The following is a 17684-nucleotide window of genomic DNA, read 5'->3' as shown; positions in this document are numbered from 1 at the left end:
GACAGGGCGACCCCCGGACCGACAGGGCGATCGGGGAGCGCGGGCGCAACGGCTCAGGAACTCGACTTCCCGCGCCGGGCCAGCAGCCACGGTTCCACCACGCCCAGTCCGCGCACCGGGCGCTGCCACATCGGCTGGAGCCCGAAGCGGTAGGTCGGCAGGGGCGGCTCGTCGTCGGGCTCGCGGCCCTCCTTCTCGGCGAGCCGGGCCCGTTCGGCGGCGGCGGCGACGGCCTCGGCGGCCTGCGCCTCGGACTCGGGGGCGTCGCCGTGGCGGACCAGCTCCTTGGCGAACGCCCCGTCGACCAGGACGGCGTCCTTCGGAGCTATCGAGGTGAGCCGGCTGGCGAGGTTCACCGTGGTGCCGAAGACGTCGCCCATCCGGGTGGTGACCGTGCCGAAGGCGATGCCGACGCGCAGGGCGGGCATCGTCTCGTCCTGGGACATCGCCTCGATCAGCCGGAGCGCTATCTCGGCGGCCGTCCCCGCGTCGTCGGCGGCGAAGAGCACCTCGTCGCCGAGGGTCTTGATGAGCCGGCCGCCGTGCGCGGCGACCAGGTCGGCGGCGGTCGTCTCGAAGGACTCGACCAGCTCACCGAGCTCCTCCTCCTCCAGGCGCCGGGTCAGCCGGGTGAAGCCGACCAGGTCCGCGAAGCCGACCGCGAGCCGCCGGTCGACCATCTCCTCGTCGTCCGCCGCCTGCACGACCCGGCCGGTGGCGGCGGCCAGCTGGCGTCGCCACACGTAGACGAGGAACTCCTGGAGCTCCGGGAGCAACAGCTCGACCAGCGGATACGTGACCTCGGTGCGGGTCATGCCGGGCTCGGGCGGCTCGGTCAGCCCCTCCAGGAACGAGTCGATCTGCCATTCGGCCAGCCGGGCGGTGGTCTGCCCGGTGGAGCGGGCGACCTGGATCGCCATCGGCTCACTGAGCAGCCCCGCCTCGACGAGACCGGCGAGCCGTCGCAGGGCGAGGACGTCGGCCTCGGTGAGCGCCTTGGCCTGGCCGATGTCGGCGAAGCCCATGGCCCGCCAGAACCGGGAGGCCAGATCCATCGACACCCCGGCGGTACGGGCCGCCTGGAAGGGCGTGTAGCGCCGGTCGGCCCCCAGGATCAGCGCTTCGAGGCGGATGGCGAGGGGGTCGTCGGTCGGTTCCACCGTGTGGTCGACCTCGTGGTGGGGTGTGGCGTGGACCGAGGAGTCCGCCCCGGGCTCCTCACCCGCGCCGGACGACGTGTCGCCGACGGTCACCAGCCGCCTCCTGCCCGTTCCCTGCGCACTGCCTGCCGATCTGTCGCTGATCGTCCAACAGTGATCTGCCGCTGGACCGCCTCAACAATACGGCAGGTGTGCTCTGGCTCACGTCCTTGGTTGCCCGTCCTCGGTGCGTCGCGCGTGACATCCCGGGCGTACGCGCTCTCACGCCCTTACGCCATCGGAGGCGGCGGCGGGACGCCCTCCGGGACGGCACACCCTAGGTCAGGCCGCCCGCAGCGCCCCGCAGGTGGACGATGTCCCCGGCGGACACCGGCTGCTGGAGCCCGTCCTCGGTGGAGAGGATCAACCGGCCGTCCCCGTCGATCGCGACCGCCTCGCCGACCAGGGACGCACCCCCCGGCAGCTCGGCCCGTACCGTCCGGTCCAGCGTCGCGCAGCCCGCCGCGTAGGCGGCCTGGAGCCCGCTGGCGGCCGCGTCGCCGTCGGCCGCCCGCCACGCGCCGTACCAGTGCTCCATCGAGCGCAGGACGGCCCGCAGCAGGGTCTCGCGGTCGGTGGAGACCGCCCCGGCGAGGGCGAGGGAGCCCGCGGTGGGGGCGGGCAGTTCGTCGGCCCGCAGGGAGACGTTGATGCCGAGGCCCACGACGATCCCGTCCCCGGCGAACTCGCCGAGGATGCCGCCGGTCTTGCGCTCCTCGCCCGCCACCGCGACCAGCAGGTCGTTGGGCCACTTCAGCGACATGTCGACACCGGCCGATGTGGCGAGCCCGGTCGCTGCGGCGACCCCGGCCAGCAGCGGCACCCACCCCCACCGCTCCACCGGGATGCCGCCCGGCTCCAGGTAGACCGAGAAGAACAGCCCGGAACGGGGCGGCGCGGTCCAGCTCCGCTCCAGCCGTCCGCGCCCCGCGGTCTGCTCCTCGGCGACCAGCACCGCGCCCTCGGCCACCGCCCCGGCACGGGCCCGCTCGGCGAGGTCGGTGTTGGTCGATCCGGTGGACTCCACGACCTCCAGTGACGCCCACAGCGTGTCCGGCCGCAGCAGCCCGCGGCGCAGCGCGGTCGCGTTGAGAGGGGGCCGGTCGAGGTCCGACCAGCGGTTGTGTGACGCATCCGGTGGTGTCATGCAACCCAGCCTAGGTGTGGCAAAGGACGCACTGCCTTTCCGGAGACGCGCCGATACCCTACGAGGCAGTAACCGCAGAGTTACGAACAGAGCGCCAGAGCAGAGCCGTACACAGCACCAGAGCGGAACCCAGAATCCGCGTTACGAGTCAGTAGCCGCAGAGCCGGACGGACGACCGCCGGTCCCCCCGTGACCACCATCCGGTCGTCGTCCCCGTGACCAGGCAGGGAGCCTCCCCCGATGTCCGAGCCGCAAAGCGACATCCACACCACCGCCGGCAAGCTCGCGGACCTGACGCGCCGCATCGACGAAGCGACGCACGCCGGTTCGGCCCGCGCGGTCGAGAAGCAGCACGCCAAGGGCAAGCTGACAGCCCGTGAGCGGGTCGAGCTGCTCCTGGACGAGGGCTCCTTCGTGGAGCTCGACGAGTTCGCCCGGCATCGCTCCACCAACTTCGGCATCGAGAAGAACCGCCCGTACGGGGACGGTGTCGTCACCGGTTACGGCACGGTCGACGGCCGCCCGGTCTGCGTGTACTCGCAGGACTTCACGATCTTCGGCGGCTCGCTCGGCGAGGTCTACGGCGAGAAGATCGTCAAGGTCATGGACTTCGCGCTGAAGACCGGCTGCCCGGTCATCGGCATCAACGACGGCGGCGGCGCGCGCATCCAGGAGGGTGTGGTCGCCCTCGGCCTGTTCGCCGAGATCTTCCGCCGCAACGTGCACGCCTCCGGGGTCGTCCCGCAGATCTCGCTGATCGTCGGCCCGTGCGCGGGCGGCGCGGTCTACTCCCCCGCGATCACCGACTTCACGGTGATGGTCGACCAGACCTCGCACATGTTCATCACCGGGCCCGACGTCATCAAGACGGTCACCGGCGAGGACGTCGGCTTCGAGGAGCTGGGCGGCGCCCGTACGCACAACACCACCTCCGGGGTGGCGCACCACATGGCGGGCGACGAGAAGGACGCCATCGAGTACGTCAAGTCCCTGCTCTCCTACCTTCCTTCGAACAACCTCTCGGAGGCGCCGGCCTTCCCGGAGGAGGCGGACCTCGCCATCACCGACGAGGACCGCGAGCTGGACACGCTGATCCCGGACTCGGCGAACCAGCCGTACGACATGCACACCGCGATCGAGCACGTCCTGGACGACGCCGAATTCCTGGAGACCCAGGCCCTGTTCGCGCCGAACATCATCACCGGCTTCGGCCGGGTCGAGGGCCACCCGGTCGGGATCGTCGCCAACCAGCCGATGCAGTTCGCCGGTTGCCTGGACATCGACGCGAGCGAGAAGGCGGCCCGCTTCGTCCGCACCTGCGACGCGTTCAACGTGCCCGTCCTCACCTTCGTGGACGTGCCGGGCTTCCTGCCGGGCGTGGACCAGGAGTACGGCGGCATCATCCGGCGCGGCGCGAAGCTGATCTACGCCTACGCGGAGGCGACGGTCCCGCTGATCACCGTCATCACCCGGAAGGCCTTCGGCGGCGCGTACGACGTGATGGGCTCCAAGCACCTGGGCGCCGACCTCAACCTGGCCTGGCCGACCGCGCAGGTCGCCGTCATGGGCGCGCAGGGCGCGGTGAACATCCTGCACCGGCGCACCATCGCCGCCGCCGAGGACCCGGACGCGACCCGCGCCGAGCTGATGGCGGACTACGAGGACACGCTGCTCAACCCGTACGTGGCGGCCGAGCGCGGCTACGTCGACGCGGTGATCATGCCGTCCGACACCCGGGCCCACATCGTCAAGGGCCTGCGTCAACTCCGTACGAAGCGGGAATCCCTGCCTCCGAAGAAGCACGGCAACATCCCGCTGTAACCGTCGGCCCACCCGCTCGCCCGCTCACAGAGAGGTCTGCCCATGATCAAGGTCGTACGGGGCAACCCCACCCCGGAGGAGCTGGCCGCCGCCGTGGCGGTGGTCCAGGCGCGTGCCGCGGCCGCCGCCGCCGTGTCCTCCGGCGCGCCGCTGCCGCCCGAGCAGTGGTCCGACCCGGGCCGTATCGCCCGCACCGGCCGCCCGCGGCCGGGGCCCCGGGCCTGGGCCCGGACCTACTGGCCGGCCTGAGCCGGAACGGGGCGCCGCCGTCTCTTGAGTACCCGTACTCAGGCGCGGCGGCGCCCGGCGCAGCAGGATCGGAACCATGCTGTGGTCCGACCCCGAGAACAAGCCGCCGAAGGAACTGCGCGACGCCCAGGCGATGATGCGCAGAGCCGGGGTGCTGCTGGCGCTGGCGATGCTGCTGGCGATGTTCGTGCTCGGCATCCGCTGACCCGGTATCCCGGGATCCCCGCTTCCGCCGCATACTCGGCATCCGTCGCCCCGGGCTCCGGCGGCCCTTCTACGATGGCGTGCATGACTGATCAGCGCCGTCTCGTGCTCGCCTCCGCCTCCCCCGCCCGTCTCGGTCTGCTGCGCCAGGCCGGTTTCGCCCCCGAGGTGATCGTCAGCGGGGTGGACGAGGACGCGCTGAGCGCCCCGACCCCCGCCGAGCTGGCGCTCGTCCTGGCCCGGGCCAAGGCGGCGGCCGTCGCGGAGCGCCCCGAGGCGGCGGGCGCCCTGGTCATCGGCTGCGACTCGGTGCTGGAGCTGGACGGCGAGGCGCTCGGCAAGCCCGCCGACGCCGAGGAGGCCACCGCCCGCTGGAAGTCGATGCGCGGCCGGGCGGGCGTCCTGCGGACCGGGCACAGCGTGATCGACACCGCCTCCGGCCGTACGGCGTCGGCGACGGCGTCCACGGTCGTACGGTTCGGCGAGCCGAGCGACGCCGAGGTCGCCGCCTACGTGGCCACGGGCGAACCGCTGCACGTGGCGGGGGCGTTCACGCTGGACGGCAGGTCGGCCCCGTTCGTCGACGCGATCGAGGGCGACCACGGCAACGTCATCGGCCTCTCGCTGCCGCTGCTGCGCCGGCTGCTGGGCGAGCTGGACGTGTCGGTCACGGAGCTGTGGGTGTGAGTTCGTGCCGCTGGGCCTGAGGCCGGACCTCGGGCCCGTACGACAGCAGGGTGAGCACCAGCAGGGCCAGCACCACCATCATGAACGCGAAGGCGGCCCAGCCGATCAGGCCGACGGTGACCGCGCCGAGGACGCCGTGCACGACCGCGCAGCCGATCAGGACGATCCGTCCGGCCCGTCCCGGGGCGCGGTCGCGGACCCCGGCGATCAGCGCTGTCAGCCCGCACAGGACCAGCAGCAGCCCGGAGACACCGCCCATCGCCCAGGTCCCGGTGGACATGGCGGCCGGGTCCATTCCGGCCAGCGACATGTTCTGGTTCTCGGCGACCGTGGCCAGGACGGCGTTGATGAGCACGATGCCCACCGCCTCCCCGAACAGCACGAGCGCGGTCACGATCGCGACCGGTCTGCGCATCAGCGTCCCACCCCTGTTACCTCTGGTACGTGCGTAGCGCGGACGCTACTCGCGGGTATTCCTCCGGACAAGAGGTTGGACGGGCCCGGGCCACGGGCAAAGAATCCACCGACCGTTCGTAGGGAGTCCACAAAGAAACGCCGTGCGGCGTTGACTCCAGTGACAGAGACCTGGACCACACCGGCTGGTTACTGTGCGGTTGAGGATCCCGGCGTACCGTGGTGCCACAAGGGATTTCACTACTGGGGCAAGCCTCGGATCACACTCCGTGTGGGCAAGCTCACCATTGGGGACAGGTCGTACGACCGTGTCGGTAGTCCCTAAACTCAGCTTGTTTCGAGGAGGGAGTCATCGTGCGCAAGGTGCTCATCGCCAACCGTGGCGAAATCGCTGTCCGCGTTGCTCGGGCGTGCCGGGACGCGGGGATCGCGAGTGTCGCGGTCTACGCCGAGCCGGACCGGGACGCGTTGCATGTCCGGGCCGCTGACGAGGCGTTCGCCCTGGGCGGTGACACCCCGGCCGCCAGCTATCTGGACATGGCCAAGGTGCTGCGGGCCGCCGCGGACTCCGGGGCGGACGCGATCCACCCGGGGTACGGCTTCCTGTCGGAGAACGCGGAGTTCGCCCAGGCCGTCCTGGACGCCGGGCTGACCTGGATCGGCCCGCCCCCGCAGGCGATCCGCGACCTCGGCGACAAGGTCGCCGCCCGGCACATCGCCCAGCGCGCGGGCGCCCCGCTCGTGGCGGGCACCCCGGACCCGGTCTCCGGGTCCGACGAGGTCGTCGCGTTCGCCGAGCAGAACGGCCTCCCGATCGCGATCAAGGCCGCCTTCGGCGGTGGCGGACGCGGTCTGAAGGTGGCCCGCACGCTGGAGGAGATCCCGGAGCTGTACGACTCCGCCGTCCGTGAGGCCGTCGCGGCGTTCGGCCGGGGTGAGTGCTTCGTCGAGCGTTACCTCGACAAGCCGCGCCACGTGGAGACCCAGTGCCTGGCCGACCAGCACGGCAACGTGGTCGTCGTCTCCACCCGTGACTGCTCGCTCCAGCGCCGCCACCAGAAGCTGGTGGAGGAGGCCCCGGCCCCCTTCCTGACCCAGGAGCAGAACGACGAGCTGTACGCGGCGTCGAAGGCGATCCTGAAGGAGGCCGGCTACGTCGGCGCGGGCACGGTCGAGTTCCTGGTCGGCCTCGACGGCACGATCTCCTTCCTGGAGGTCAACACCCGCCTCCAGGTCGAGCACCCGGTCACCGAAGAGGTCACCGGCATCGACCTCGTACGCGAGATGTTCCGCATCGCCGACGGCGAGGAGCTCGGCTACGACGACCCGGCGGTGCGCGGCCACTCCTTCGAGTTCCGGATCAACGGCGAGGACCCGGGCCGCAACTTCCTCCCCGCCCCCGGCACGGTGACGCTGTTCGCCCCGCCGACCGGCCCCGGCGTCCGCCTGGACGCGGGTGTCGAGTCCGGCTCGGTCATCGGCCCCGCGTGGGACTCCCTCCTCGCCAAGCTCATCGTCACCGGCGCCACCCGTGAGCAGGCGCTCCAGCGGGCCGCCCGCGCGCTGGCGGAGTTCCAGGTCGAGGGCATGGCCACGGCGATCCCGTTCCACCGGGCCGTCGTCGCCGACCCCGCCTTCACCGCGGACCCGTTCACCGTGCACACCCGGTGGATCGAGACCGAGTTCGTCAACGACATCAAGCCCTTCGCCGCGCCCGCCGAGGCGGACGCGGAGGACGAGGCCGGTCGCGAGACCGTCGTCGTCGAGGTCGGCGGCAAGCGCCTGGAGGTCTCGCTGCCGTCCTCGCTGGGCATGAGCCTGGCGCGTACGGGCCTGGCGGCCGGCGCCAAGCCGAAGCGCCGCGCGGCCAAGAAGGCGGGCTCCGCCGCCTCCGGCGACTCCCTCGCCTCGCCCATGCAGGGCACCATCGTCAAGATCGCGGTGGAGGAGGGCCAGGAGGTCAAGGAGGGCGACCTCGTCGTCGTCCTGGAGGCCATGAAGATGGAGCAGCCGCTCAACGCGCACCGCTCCGGCACCATCAAGGGCCTCACCGCCGAGGTCGGCGCCTCCGTCTCCTCCGGCGCCCTGATCTGCGAGATCAAGGACTGACCGTCCGCACGCTCCGAAGGGGCCCGGTCCACGTCTTCACGACGTGGACCGGGCCCCTTCGTCGCAGTGGCATCCTGGAACCGACGAGGGTCCGAGGGGGCCGTGAGGTCAGAGGGGTCCGAGGACCGAGGGAGGGGCGGAAGCCATGGCAGGGGCGATCCCGGTGGACACGAGCACGGAACAGCCGTCGGCCCGGCCGATGCGCGCGGACGCGCGCCGGAACCACGACCGGCTGATCGGCGAGGCGCGCAAGTCCTTCGCCGAGCACGGTACGGACGCCTCGCTGGAGGACATCGCCCGGCGGGCGGGCGTCGGCATCGGCACCCTCTACCGGCATTTCCCGAACCGGGACGCCCTCATGAACGCGGTCTTCCAGGACGCCCTGTGCTCGCTCCTGGACCGCTCCCGGGAGCTGGCGGCGGCGGAGGCCCCGTGCCGGGCGCTGGTGGACTGGCTGGGCGCGATCGTCACTCATGCGGGTGAGTACCGCGGCCTGGCGCACTCCCTGATGTCCGCCTCGCGCGACGCGACCTCGGCCCTGGTCCAGTGCCATCTGCCGCTCCGGGAGGCGGGCGCGGGTCTGCTGCGGCGGGCCCAGGAGAGCGGGTCAGTACGCGACGACGTCTCCATCGACGACCTGCTCCAGCTGACGAACGCGATCGCCCTGGCCGCCGAACAGTCGCCGGACGACCCGGAGTTGGCGGACCGGCTGCTGCGGCTGACGCTACGGGGGCTGAAGTAGGGCCGGGTCAGTCGTCGGCGGGTGCGTCGAGTTCGTCGACGAGGTCCTGGCCGAGTGCGTCGGTGGCCTTCAGCTGGAAGAGACGGACCATGAGCCGGGTCTTCGTGGTGTGCAGATGGCCGGGTCCCAGTACGCGTTCCTGCGCAGTGAGGACGCCCGCCAGCAGGGCGACCGCTTCGTCCAGCCTGCCCGACTCCCCCAAGGACTCGGCGTAGTCGGAGCGGGCCTCCAGCGTGAAGGCATGCTCGGGGCCGAAGGCCCGTTCTCGCAGGGCGACGATCTCCTCCCGGAGAAGCCGGGCCTCGTCCTTACGCCCCGCTCCCCGGTACAGATCGGCCAGCACGGCCCGGGCCGTCACGGTCGCGGAGTGTTCGGGACCCTCGGTCCGATGCCGGAAAGCGACGACCTGCTGCTGGGTGGCGATGGCGTCGTCGAAGCGGCCGGCTCTCTCGTAGTAGCGGGCGAGCGAAGCCTTCGTGACCACTGTGCTGCGATGGTCCGGGCCCCTGGTCCGCTCGTCCTCCGCCACCACCTCCTCCCCCATGGCGATGCTCTCCTCCGGACGGCCCGCAAGATCACGGCATTGGGCCATCAGCGAGCGAGCGTAACGAAGGCTGGAGTGCGACGAGCCGCTCAGGCGCTCGATCCCGGCGAGAACTTGCTCCTCCAGCGGCTCGGCGTCCTCGGGCAGCCCGCCCATACGGCAGGAGACGGCCAGAAGGCCCCCCGCCACGAGGGTGTCAGGATGGTCCCAGCCCAGTTCACGCCGAGCATAGGCAAGATTGCGCTCCAGGATCCGAACCGCGTCCTGGGGGCGGTTCATATCCCGGTAGGAGAAGGCGAGCCGGTCACGAGCAGCCCGGGTGCTTCCGTGGTCCACGCCGAGATGACGTTCGTTCCGGTCAATCAGCCACTCGTGGTAGGCGATCGACTCGGCCGCGTGCTCGAAGCCCAGGAGACTCTGCCCGGCCCGGTCGAGGAGAGGAAGGCAGACCGGGTGCCACAGGCCGGCCCCCGTGTGCCGGGCCAGGGCCGCGGTATTGGCGCGCAGGACCACTCCGAGATCCGGGTCCGCGTCGTCGGAGTCGGGCCATGCGGCAAGAAGCCCCCTTGCTGCCGCGATGCTCGCCGAGATTCCGTACTCCTCGGCCACCGTCTCGCGCACCGCACGCCCGGTGAGCGCATGGCAGCGCACCGCGCGGAGGCCGTCGCGGCGGTCGCTGGAGATCAGCCCGTACCGGTGCAGGGTCCGCAGGGCGGCGTGCGCCTCCTCGGCCGTGACCGGCACCGGCGGGGCCGCCCGCCGCCACCACCGCCTCTTCGCGTGCGCGCCTTCGCGGAAGTGGGTCAGGAACGACAGCACCGGCGCGGCATCCCACACGGCGTGCGGGTGCCCCGCCGGATCGAGAAGAGCTACGAGGGCGAGCGCGGGCTCGGCCAGGCCCCGGGGCTCCGAGCGCTGCGCGGCGTCGAGGGAGAGCAGCAGTCCCGCCGCCACCCTGCGGCCGTATCCCTCGGTGTCGCCCTCCGGCGGCAGGAGCTGGTCGAGCCGTCGGCCGCTGTCCCGGAAACGGTCCAGGTAGACCGCACAGGGTGTGCCCTGGTTGATCAGGTACGCGGCGGCATGGCCGAGTGCCAGCGGAAGGCAGCCCAGCTCCTGGGCCAGGTCGTCGGCCGCCTCGTCCAGGAGGTGGTCGCAGCCGTCGGCGCGCAGGCGGCCCGCGAGATACCCGCGCGCCTCCTGCGGGGTGTAGACGTCGACGTCGACGCGCCTCCGCGCGGCTCCCGTGAGGCGGGCGTCCTGCAGGCGAGTGGTGGCCAGGGTGCGGCCGGAGCCGTCCCGGTGCGGCGGCCACCACGGCTCCATGTCCGCCGGGTCGGTGACGTCGTCGAGGACGACCAGCCACGTGCGGGACGTCGTCGCCAGCCAGGAGAGGAAGGCCCGCGCGTCCTCGTCCGGCCGGCTCCCCGCCGTGCCGGGGGCGTGGACGAGCGCGGCGGCGTGGGCGTACGCGGCGATGACCTGGTGCACGTCGCTCGCCGGGATCCACAGCACCAGGTCCGTGTCCTCGCGCACCGCCTCAGCCGCGTAGGAGGCGGCGAGTTGGGACTTGCCCACGCCACCTCCGCCGGACAGCACCAGGGCCGCCGGGGACTCGGCGGAGATCGTGGCGTCGATCCGTTCCCGCGTCCCCGCCCGTGGCTGGAACGCGGACGCCAGGGCGGGGACGCGGCCGATCCGCAACGGCCACCGCACCGGCGGGCTCTCACCGGACGCGTGCAGGTGGTACTGCCGCTGGTCGAAGACCTGACTGCCCGGGCCGAACGCGTTGCCGGCGATGTCCCGCCCCGCTCCGGCCCCGCCACCGGCAGCCCGTACGCGGACCGAAGCGGCGGACAGGAAGTGCTCCTCACCGCCGGGGACGACGGGGGCGTCGGGCGTCCGGCGTCCCTTCCGGGGCCACCAGGACGTCACCGCCGCTCGCTCTCGTCCCCGATCGCGTTGCCGCGTACGTCGCCCGCCGCGCCGATGCCGTCGCGCCCGACGCGCAGGTCCGTACTGCCCTGCGGCGGGGAGGCCCGGCCGCGCCGGGGAGTGGGGGCCGTCACCTGGGAGCCCCGGCCGATGGCGTTGTCGCTGATGTCCCCTCCCGCGACGATCCCGCCGCGTCCGGCCCGCAGACGGCGGCCGTTCCCGCCGGGCCCGCCCGGACCACTGGGACGTACCAGGGCCGCCACGGCAACCACCAGGGCGATCAGCCCCGCGACCGCTCCCGCCAGGCTGGCGGCCCGGTCCGCGGTGTCCATGTCCACCAGGACGGCGACCGCGATCAGGCCCGACGTCGCCGCGCCCGCCAGGATCGCGACGGCCCACACCGCCGCGCGACCGGCACCCGACACCCCTGCCATGACAGCCCCCTACCGGCCGAGCGACACATCCACGCCCATTGTGTATCAGGGACGTTGATCTGTCGGACGCCGGGACGGAAGTCAGACGACGAGGGCTTCCGAATCGCCCCGCCTACCGCCGCCGCAGGTCCGCCACCCGGGCCCGCTGCTCACCCGAGACGTCCGTCAGGGCGGAGGCGCTGCGCAACTGCGGGCCGAGGCCGCCGTTCTGCGTGCGCCGCTGGCCGGGCAGGGGCATGTCCCTCCGGGGGCGGCCCCCGGGAGGGGGACCGTCCCCGCCCGCCGCGTCCGCGTCCGGGCCGGCCACCGTGACCTCCACCCCCTGGTCGGCCAGGGACTGGAGCTCGGCGGCGGCCCGCTCGTCGTGGAGCGGGGGCTCGTCGGTCACCAGGCGGGTGATCAGTTCGGTGGGCACCGTCTGGAACATGGTGTCCGAGCCGAGCTTGGTGTGGTCCGCCAGGACGACCACCTCCGCGGCGGCGTGCACGAGAGCCCGGTCGACGCTGGCCGAGAGCATGTTGGAGGTGGACAGGCCGCGCTCCGCCGTGAGGCCGCTCCCGGAGAGGAAGGCCCGGGAGACCCGCAGCCCCTGGAGGGACTGCTCGGCTCCGCTGCCCACCAGCGCGTAGTTGCTCCCGCGCAGGGTGCCGCCGGTCATGACCACTTCGACCCGGTTGGCATGGGCCAACGCCTGAGCCACCAGCAGGGAGTTGGTGACGACGGTCAGACCGGGGACCCGCGCGAGCCGGCGGGCCAGCTCCTGCGTGGTCGTTCCGGCGCCGACCACGATGGCCTCGCCCTCGCCGACGAGCCCTGCCGCCAGGTCGGCGATGGCCGTCTTCTCCGCGGTGGAGAGATGGGATTTCTGCGGAAAGCCGGACTCCCGCGTAAAACCGCCCGGCAAGACCGCACCGCCGTGCCGGCGGTCGAGGAGTCCTTCTGCCTCCAGCGCCCGCACGTCCCGCCGTACGGTCACTTCGGAGGTCTGGACGACGCGGGCGAGCTCACGGAGCGATACCGCCCCGTTGGCGCGCACCATTTCGAGGATCAATTGACGACGTTCTGCAGCGAACACGAAACTGACAGTAACCTGACCGCCGGTGAGTTTTCAGCAGTTTGCGCCGAATAACAGAAGTTGTACTTCAAAGGGGCCTCCAAGTGGTATAGGAGGCCCCTTCGTTGCTCGGGGGTGGTGGCGGAGCGGCCGCAGCACCGCCCGATCCGCCGGGGTTTGACGTGAGTTGCCCGGGCTCCCGAGCCCTCAGCCCTCGCCCGTGAGCTTGCGGGTGTGCAACTGCCGGGCCACTTCGGCGATCGATCCGGACAGGGACGGGTACACGGTGAAGGCGTTTGCGATCTGTTCCACCGTCAGGTTGTTGTCGACCGCGATCGAGATCGGGTGGATCAGCTCGCTGGCGCGCGGCGCGACCACGCAGCCGCCGACCACGATCCCCGTACCGGGGCGGCAGAAGATCTTGACGAAGCCGTCGCGGATGCCCTGCATCTTGGCGCGCGGGTTGCGCAGCAGCGGCAGCTTGACGACCCGGGCCTCGATCTTCCCCGCGTCGACGTCGGCCTGGCTGTAGCCGACGGTGGCGATCTCCGGGTCGGTGAAGACGTTGGCGGAGACGGCCTTGAGGTTCAGCGGGGCGACCGCGTCGCCGAGGAAGTGGTACATCGCGATCCGGCCCTGCATCGCGGCGACCGAGGCCAGCGCGAAGATCCCGGTGACGTCACCGGCCGCGTAGACGCCGGGGGCGCTGGTGCGCGAGACCCGGTCGGTGAGGACGTGCCCGGAGTCCTTGAGCCGTACGCCGGCCTCCTCCAGGCCCATGCCCGCGGTGTTCGGGATCGCGCCGACCGCCATCAGGCAGTGCGAACCGGTGATGACGCGGCCGTCGGCGAGCGTCACCTCGACCCGGTCGCCGACCCGCTTGGCCGACTGGGCGCGGGAGCGGGCCATGACGTTCATCCCGCGACGTCGGAAGACGTCCTCCAGGACGGCGGCGGCGTCCGGGTCCTCGCCCGGCAGCACCCGGTCGCGGGAGGAGACGAGGGTGACGCGGGAGCCGAGCGCCTGGTAGGCCCCGGCGAACTCGGCGCCGGTGACACCGGAGCCGACGACGATGAGCTCCTCGGGCAGCTCGTCGAGGTCGTAGACCTGGGTCCAGTTCAGGATGCGCTCGCCGTCGGGCTGCGCGTCCGGGATCTCCCGGGGGTGGCCGCCGGTCGCGATCAGCACGGCGTCGGCGGTCAGCCGCTCCTCCGTGCCGTCGGCGGCGGTGACGACGACCTGCCGGGAGCCGTCGGCGGCCTGGAGCCCGTCCAGCCGGCCCCGGCCGCGCATCACGCGGGCGCCGGCCCGGGTGACGGAGGCGGTGATGTCGTGGGACTGGGCGAGCGCGAGGCGCTTGACCCGTCGGTTGACCTTGCCGAGGTCCACGCCGACGACCCGGGCGGCCTGCTCTATGTGCGGTGTGTCGTCGGCGACGATGATGCCCAGCTCCTCGTAGGAGGAGTCGAAGGTGGTCATCACCTCGGCCGTGGCGATCAGGGTCTTCGAGGGCACGCAGTCGGTGAGGACCGAAGCTCCGCCGAGGCCGTCGCAGTCGACGACGGTCACCTCCGCACCGAGCTGGGCACCCACCAGGGCCGCCTCGTAGCCGCCGGGGCCGCCGCCGATGATCACGATCCGGGTCACGAAAAGTCCGCCTCGCGTTGTGTAACCCGCGGCCGTCTGCCGCCCCGGCCGGGGGTCCGGGGGATCGCCCCGGGGGGAATGCAGTACGTACTCCATTGTCCCGCACGCGCCAAGGTGCTTCGCCCCGGGGCCCTCCATACGGGAACGAGCCCCGGAACGGGCACGCCCACCGCAGGGGAATGAGGAGGCCCGCCGCTCCCCCGACCGGGGCCTTCGTCACAGGAACCGCCTCTCCCGTCCCCACCTCCCGTACCCTCGGACCCATGTCGCTCTACGCCGCGTACGCCGGCAACCTCGACGCGCGGCTGATGACCCGCCGCGCCCCGCATTCCCCGATGCGCAGCACCGGCTGGCTCAACGGCTGGCGGCTGACCTTCGGCGGGGAGCAGATGGGCTGGGAGGGGGCGCTCGCCACCGTGGTGGAGGCGCCGCGCTCCCAGGTCTTCGTCGCGCTGTACGACCTGGCGCCGATGGACGAGGACTCCATGGACCGCTGGGAAGGCGTCGGGCTCGACATCTACCGCCGCATGCGCATCCGGGTGCACACCCTGGACGGCGAGGAGCCGGCCTGGATCTACGTGCTGAACGGATACGAGGGCGGGCTGCCCTCGGCCCGCTATCTGGGCGAGATCGCGGACGCGGCCGAGTCGGCGGGAGCCCCGCACGACTATGTGATGGAACTGCGCAAGCGCCCCTGCTGACCAGGGCGAAAGCGCCCCCGCCCTCTCCTCTTCGTACAAAAACACAAACACCTCGTGCGCGTCTTTGCGCCCGTGCATCTACGCGCGTAGGGATTCAGCGGTTACGCTCTTCCGCGTGAACGCATCTGTTATTCCGGACAACATCCAGGGCGACCCGCAGGCGGCCGCCGCCGGGGCCGCCGCCCGCCTGCGCGAGCTGACCGGCGCCGAGACCCATGACGTCGCCCTGGTCATGGGCTCCGGCTGGGCGCCCGCGGGCGAGGCACTCGGCGTCCCGGAGGCCGAGTTCCCCGTGACCGAGCTGCCCGGCTTCCCGGCGCCCGCCGTCGAGGGCCACGGCGGCACGGTCCGCTCGTACAGGATCGGCGAGAAGCGCGCGCTGGTCTTCCTCGGCCGCACACACTTCTACGAGGGCCGGGGCGTCGCCGCCGTCGCCCACGGGGTCCGTACGGCGGTGGCCGCGGGCTGCAAGACCGTCGTCCTGACGAACGGCTGCGGCGGTCTGCGCGAGGGCATGCGCCCGGGTCAGCCGGTCCTGATCAGCGACCACATCAACCTGACGGCCGCCTCGCCGATCATCGGCGCCAACTTCGTCGACCTGACCGACCTGTACTCCCCGCGGCTGCGCGCGCTCTGCAAGGAGATCGACGACACCCTCGAAGAGGGCGTGTACGTCCAGTTCCCCGGCCCGCACTACGAGACCCCGGCCGAGATCAACATGGTCCGGGTCATGGGCGGCGACCTGGTGGGCATGTCCACGGTCCTGGAGGCCATCGCGGCCCGCGAGGCGGGCGCCGAGGTGCTCGGCCTCTCCCTGGTGACCAACCTGGCGGCGGGCCTCTCCGGAGAACCCCTCAACCACGAGGAGGTCCTCCAGGCGGGCCGCGACTCGGCGACCCGGATGGGCGCGCTGCTGGCGAGGGTGCTGGAGCGCATCTAGGCCACACCCCCCGGGGGCGCATCTCCAGCCCCTCCAGGGGCCTGTTCATCCTCTCCGGCGGCCCGTCCAGCCCCTCCGGCGTCTGAGGAGCGGGGCCCGGGGCGGAGCCCCCGCATCCCCTCCACCCGCACCGCCCCACCACCACCCGCACACCCCCGAAAGGCGGCCCCCGTGCAGCACGACCTCATCGCGCAGGCCAGGACCTGGCTGGCCGAGGACCCCGACCCCGAGACGCGCGACGAACTGGCCGCGCTGATCGGGGCGGGCGACACCCAGGAGCTCGCCGCCCGCTTCGCGGGCACGCTCCAGTTCGGCACCGCCGGACTGCGCGGCGAGCTCGGGGCCGGCCCCATGCGGATGAACCGGTCCGTGGTGATCCGGGCGGCGGCGGGCCTCGCCGCTTACCTGAAGGCCGAGGGGCAGGCGGGCGGGCTCGTCGTCATCGGCTACGACGCCCGCTACAAGTCGGCGGACTTCGCGCGCGACACCGCCGCCGTGATGACCGGAGCCGGACTCCGCGCCGCCGTGCTGTCCCGCCCGCTCCCCACCCCCGTACTGGCGTACGCCATAAGGCACCTGGGCGCCGTCGCGGGCGTCGAGGTCACCGCCAGCCACAACCCGCCGCGCGACAACGGCTACAAGGTCTACCTGGGCGACGGCTCGCAGATCGTGCCGCCCGCCGACGGCGAGATCGCGGCCGCCATCGCCGCGATCGGCCCGCTGGCGGACGTCGCACGTCCGGAGGGCGGCTGGGAGACCCTCGGCGAGGAGGTCCTGGACGCCTACCTCGCCCGTACGGACGCGGTCCTGGCCGCCGGCAGCCCCCGTACCGCACGCACCGTCTACACGGCGATGCACGGTGTCGGCACGTCCGTGCTGACCGCCGCGTTCGAGCGGGCCGGATTCCCGGAGCCGGTGCTCGTCGCCGAGCAGGCCGAGCCCGACCCCGCCTTCCCCACCGTCGCCTTCCCCAACCCGGAAGAGCCCGGCGCCATGGATCTCGCCTTCGCCACCGCACGCCGGGCGGCGCCGGACCTGATCATCGCCAACGACCCGGACGCGGACCGCTGCGCCGTCGCCGTGCCCGACCCCTCCGTCGAGGGCGGCTGGCGGATGCTGCGCGGCGACGAGGTGGGCGCGCTGCTCGCCGCGCACCTGGTGGAGCGGGGCGCCACCGGCGTGTTCGCCGAGTCGATCGTGTCGTCGTCGCTGCTGGGCCGGATCGCCGAGAAGGCGGGCCTGGGTTACGAGGAGACGCTGACGGGCTTCAAGTGGATCGCTCGGGTGGACGGCCTGCGGTACGGCTACGAGGAGGCGCTCGGCTACTGCGTCGACCCCGAGGGCGTCCGCGACAAGGACGGCATCACCGCCGCCCTGCTCGTCGCCGAGCTCGCCTCCGTACTCAAGGAGCAGGGCCGTACGCTGCTGGACCTGCTGGACGATCTGGCGCTCGCCCACGGCCTGCACGCCACCGACCAGCTCTCGGTGCGGGTGGAGGACCTGTCGGTCATCGCGGACGCCATGGCCCGGCTCCGCGAGCAGCCGCCGACCGCCCTGGCCGGACTCGCGGTCACCTCGGCCGAGGACCTGTCGCGGGGCACGGACCGGCTGCCGCCCACCGACGGGCTGCGCTACCAGCTGGAGGGGGCCCGGGTGATCGTCCGCCCGAGCGGGACCGAGCCGAAGCTGAAGTGCTACCTGGAGGTCGTCGTCCCGGTGGCGGACGCGGCCGGGCTGCCCGCCGCGCGGGCCCGGGGGGCCGAGCTGCTCATCGGCATCAAGCGGGACCTGGCGGCGGCAGCGGGCATCTGACCGGACCGGGGACTGAGCACACCGCTACGCGAAGGGCCGGTACTCCAC

At 72.5% G+C, this 17684-nt stretch carries 16 protein-coding genes; 9 read left to right on the top strand and 7 right to left on the bottom strand.

Annotated features, from left to right (window positions below; genetic code table 11):
- Positions 1-53 precede the first annotated feature (53 nt).
- Positions 54-1253, bottom strand: coding sequence for an adenylate/guanylate cyclase domain-containing protein (locus CCZ36_RS22550; RefSeq protein WP_069738036.1), 1200 nt, complete (start codon positions 1251-1253; stop codon positions 54-56).
- 223 nt (positions 1254-1476) lie between these two features.
- Complete coding sequence (locus CCZ36_RS22545) at positions 1477-2346, bottom strand: biotin--[acetyl-CoA-carboxylase] ligase (protein WP_069738035.1); 870 nt, start codon at positions 2344-2346, stop codon at positions 1477-1479.
- A gap of 240 nt (positions 2347-2586) precedes the next feature.
- On the opposite strand from CCZ36_RS22545, the gene CCZ36_RS22540 reads away from it, so the two are divergent.
- The 4 genes from CCZ36_RS22540 to CCZ36_RS22530 all read left to right on the top strand — a co-directional run bounded on the left by CCZ36_RS22540 (position 2587) and on the right by CCZ36_RS22530 (position 5307).
- Entirely contained in the window at positions 2587-4167 is a 1581-nt protein-coding gene (locus CCZ36_RS22540; protein ID WP_069743587.1) for an acyl-CoA carboxylase subunit beta, read from the top strand.
- A gap of 42 nt (positions 4168-4209) precedes the next feature.
- Positions 4210-4416, top strand: a complete 207-nt coding sequence (locus CCZ36_RS22535; RefSeq protein WP_006127107.1) for an acyl-CoA carboxylase epsilon subunit — start codon at positions 4210-4212, stop codon at positions 4414-4416.
- Positions 4417-4492: 76 nt separating this feature from the next.
- A complete protein-coding gene (gene mmpB / locus CCZ36_RS36440; RefSeq protein WP_006127106.1) occupies positions 4493-4621 on the top strand; it encodes a morphogenic membrane protein MmpB in 129 nt (42 codons plus the stop codon).
- A gap of 74 nt (positions 4622-4695) precedes the next feature.
- Positions 4696-5307, top strand: a complete 612-nt coding sequence (locus tag CCZ36_RS22530) for a Maf family protein (RefSeq protein ID WP_069738033.1) — start codon at positions 4696-4698, stop codon at positions 5305-5307.
- On the opposite strand, the gene CCZ36_RS22525 is transcribed toward CCZ36_RS22530, so the two are convergent.
- Positions 5288-5722, bottom strand: a complete 435-nt coding sequence (locus tag CCZ36_RS22525; protein WP_128818429.1) for a hypothetical protein — start codon at positions 5720-5722, stop codon at positions 5288-5290. The genes CCZ36_RS22530 and CCZ36_RS22525 overlap by 20 nt on opposite strands.
- Before the next feature lie 353 nt (positions 5723-6075).
- Here CCZ36_RS22525 and CCZ36_RS22520 point away from each other — a divergent pair, with 353 nt between their 5' ends.
- Together CCZ36_RS22520 and CCZ36_RS22515 are read left to right on the top strand one after the other, a co-directional pair.
- The gene (locus CCZ36_RS22520; protein ID WP_069738031.1) at positions 6076-7830 is read left to right on the top strand and encodes an acetyl/propionyl/methylcrotonyl-CoA carboxylase subunit alpha; all 1755 of its coding nucleotides are present in this window, start codon (positions 6076-6078) and stop codon (positions 7828-7830) included.
- Positions 7831-8029: 199 nt separating this feature from the next.
- Positions 8030-8572, top strand: coding sequence for a TetR/AcrR family transcriptional regulator (locus tag CCZ36_RS22515; RefSeq protein WP_443069846.1), 543 nt, complete (start codon positions 8030-8032; stop codon positions 8570-8572).
- Between the two features lie 7 nt (positions 8573-8579).
- Here CCZ36_RS22515 and CCZ36_RS22510 read toward each other — a convergent pair whose 3' ends face one another.
- The 4 genes from CCZ36_RS22510 to CCZ36_RS22495 all read right to left on the bottom strand — a co-directional run bounded on the left by CCZ36_RS22510 (position 8580) and on the right by CCZ36_RS22495 (position 14183).
- The gene (locus CCZ36_RS22510; RefSeq protein WP_128818427.1) at positions 8580-11048 is read right to left on the bottom strand and encodes a tetratricopeptide repeat protein; all 2469 of its coding nucleotides are present in this window, start codon (positions 11046-11048) and stop codon (positions 8580-8582) included.
- Entirely contained in the window at positions 11045-11482 is a 438-nt protein-coding gene (locus CCZ36_RS22505; protein WP_128818426.1) for a hypothetical protein, read from the bottom strand. The genes CCZ36_RS22510 and CCZ36_RS22505 overlap by 4 nt, the downstream gene beginning before the upstream one ends.
- A 112-nt stretch (positions 11483-11594) precedes the next feature.
- Positions 11595-12557, bottom strand: a complete 963-nt coding sequence (locus tag CCZ36_RS22500) for a DeoR/GlpR family DNA-binding transcription regulator (protein ID WP_079134232.1) — start codon at positions 12555-12557, stop codon at positions 11595-11597.
- A 186-nt stretch (positions 12558-12743) separates the two neighbouring features.
- Positions 12744-14183 carry an NAD(P)H-quinone dehydrogenase gene (locus tag CCZ36_RS22495; RefSeq protein ID WP_069738027.1) on the bottom strand — a complete coding sequence of 480 codons (1440 nt, stop codon included), beginning with the start codon at positions 14181-14183 and terminating at the stop codon, positions 12744-12746.
- 263 nt (positions 14184-14446) lie between these two features.
- Between CCZ36_RS22495 and CCZ36_RS22490 the strand changes: the two genes are divergently transcribed.
- The 3 genes from CCZ36_RS22490 (at position 14447) to CCZ36_RS22480 (ending at position 17636) form a co-directional block, all read left to right on the top strand.
- Positions 14447-14884 carry a gamma-glutamylcyclotransferase gene (locus CCZ36_RS22490; protein ID WP_006127099.1) on the top strand — a complete coding sequence of 146 codons (438 nt, stop codon included), beginning with the start codon at positions 14447-14449 and terminating at the stop codon, positions 14882-14884.
- A 115-nt stretch (positions 14885-14999) separates the two neighbouring features.
- Positions 15000-15824 (top strand): purine-nucleoside phosphorylase, encoded by an 825-nt coding sequence (locus tag CCZ36_RS22485; protein WP_032763617.1) that lies wholly within the window; start codon positions 15000-15002, stop codon positions 15822-15824.
- Between the two features lie 171 nt (positions 15825-15995).
- The gene (locus tag CCZ36_RS22480) at positions 15996-17636 is read left to right on the top strand and encodes a phospho-sugar mutase (RefSeq protein ID WP_128818425.1); all 1641 of its coding nucleotides are present in this window, start codon (positions 15996-15998) and stop codon (positions 17634-17636) included.
- Positions 17637-17684: the final 48 nt, after the last annotated feature.

This window comes from Streptomyces sp. S063, assembly GCF_002832675.1.
Classification (GTDB): domain Bacteria; phylum Actinomycetota; class Actinomycetes; order Streptomycetales; family Streptomycetaceae; genus Streptomyces; species Streptomyces sindenensis.
This window is presented reverse-complemented; position numbering and strand designations above follow the sequence as displayed.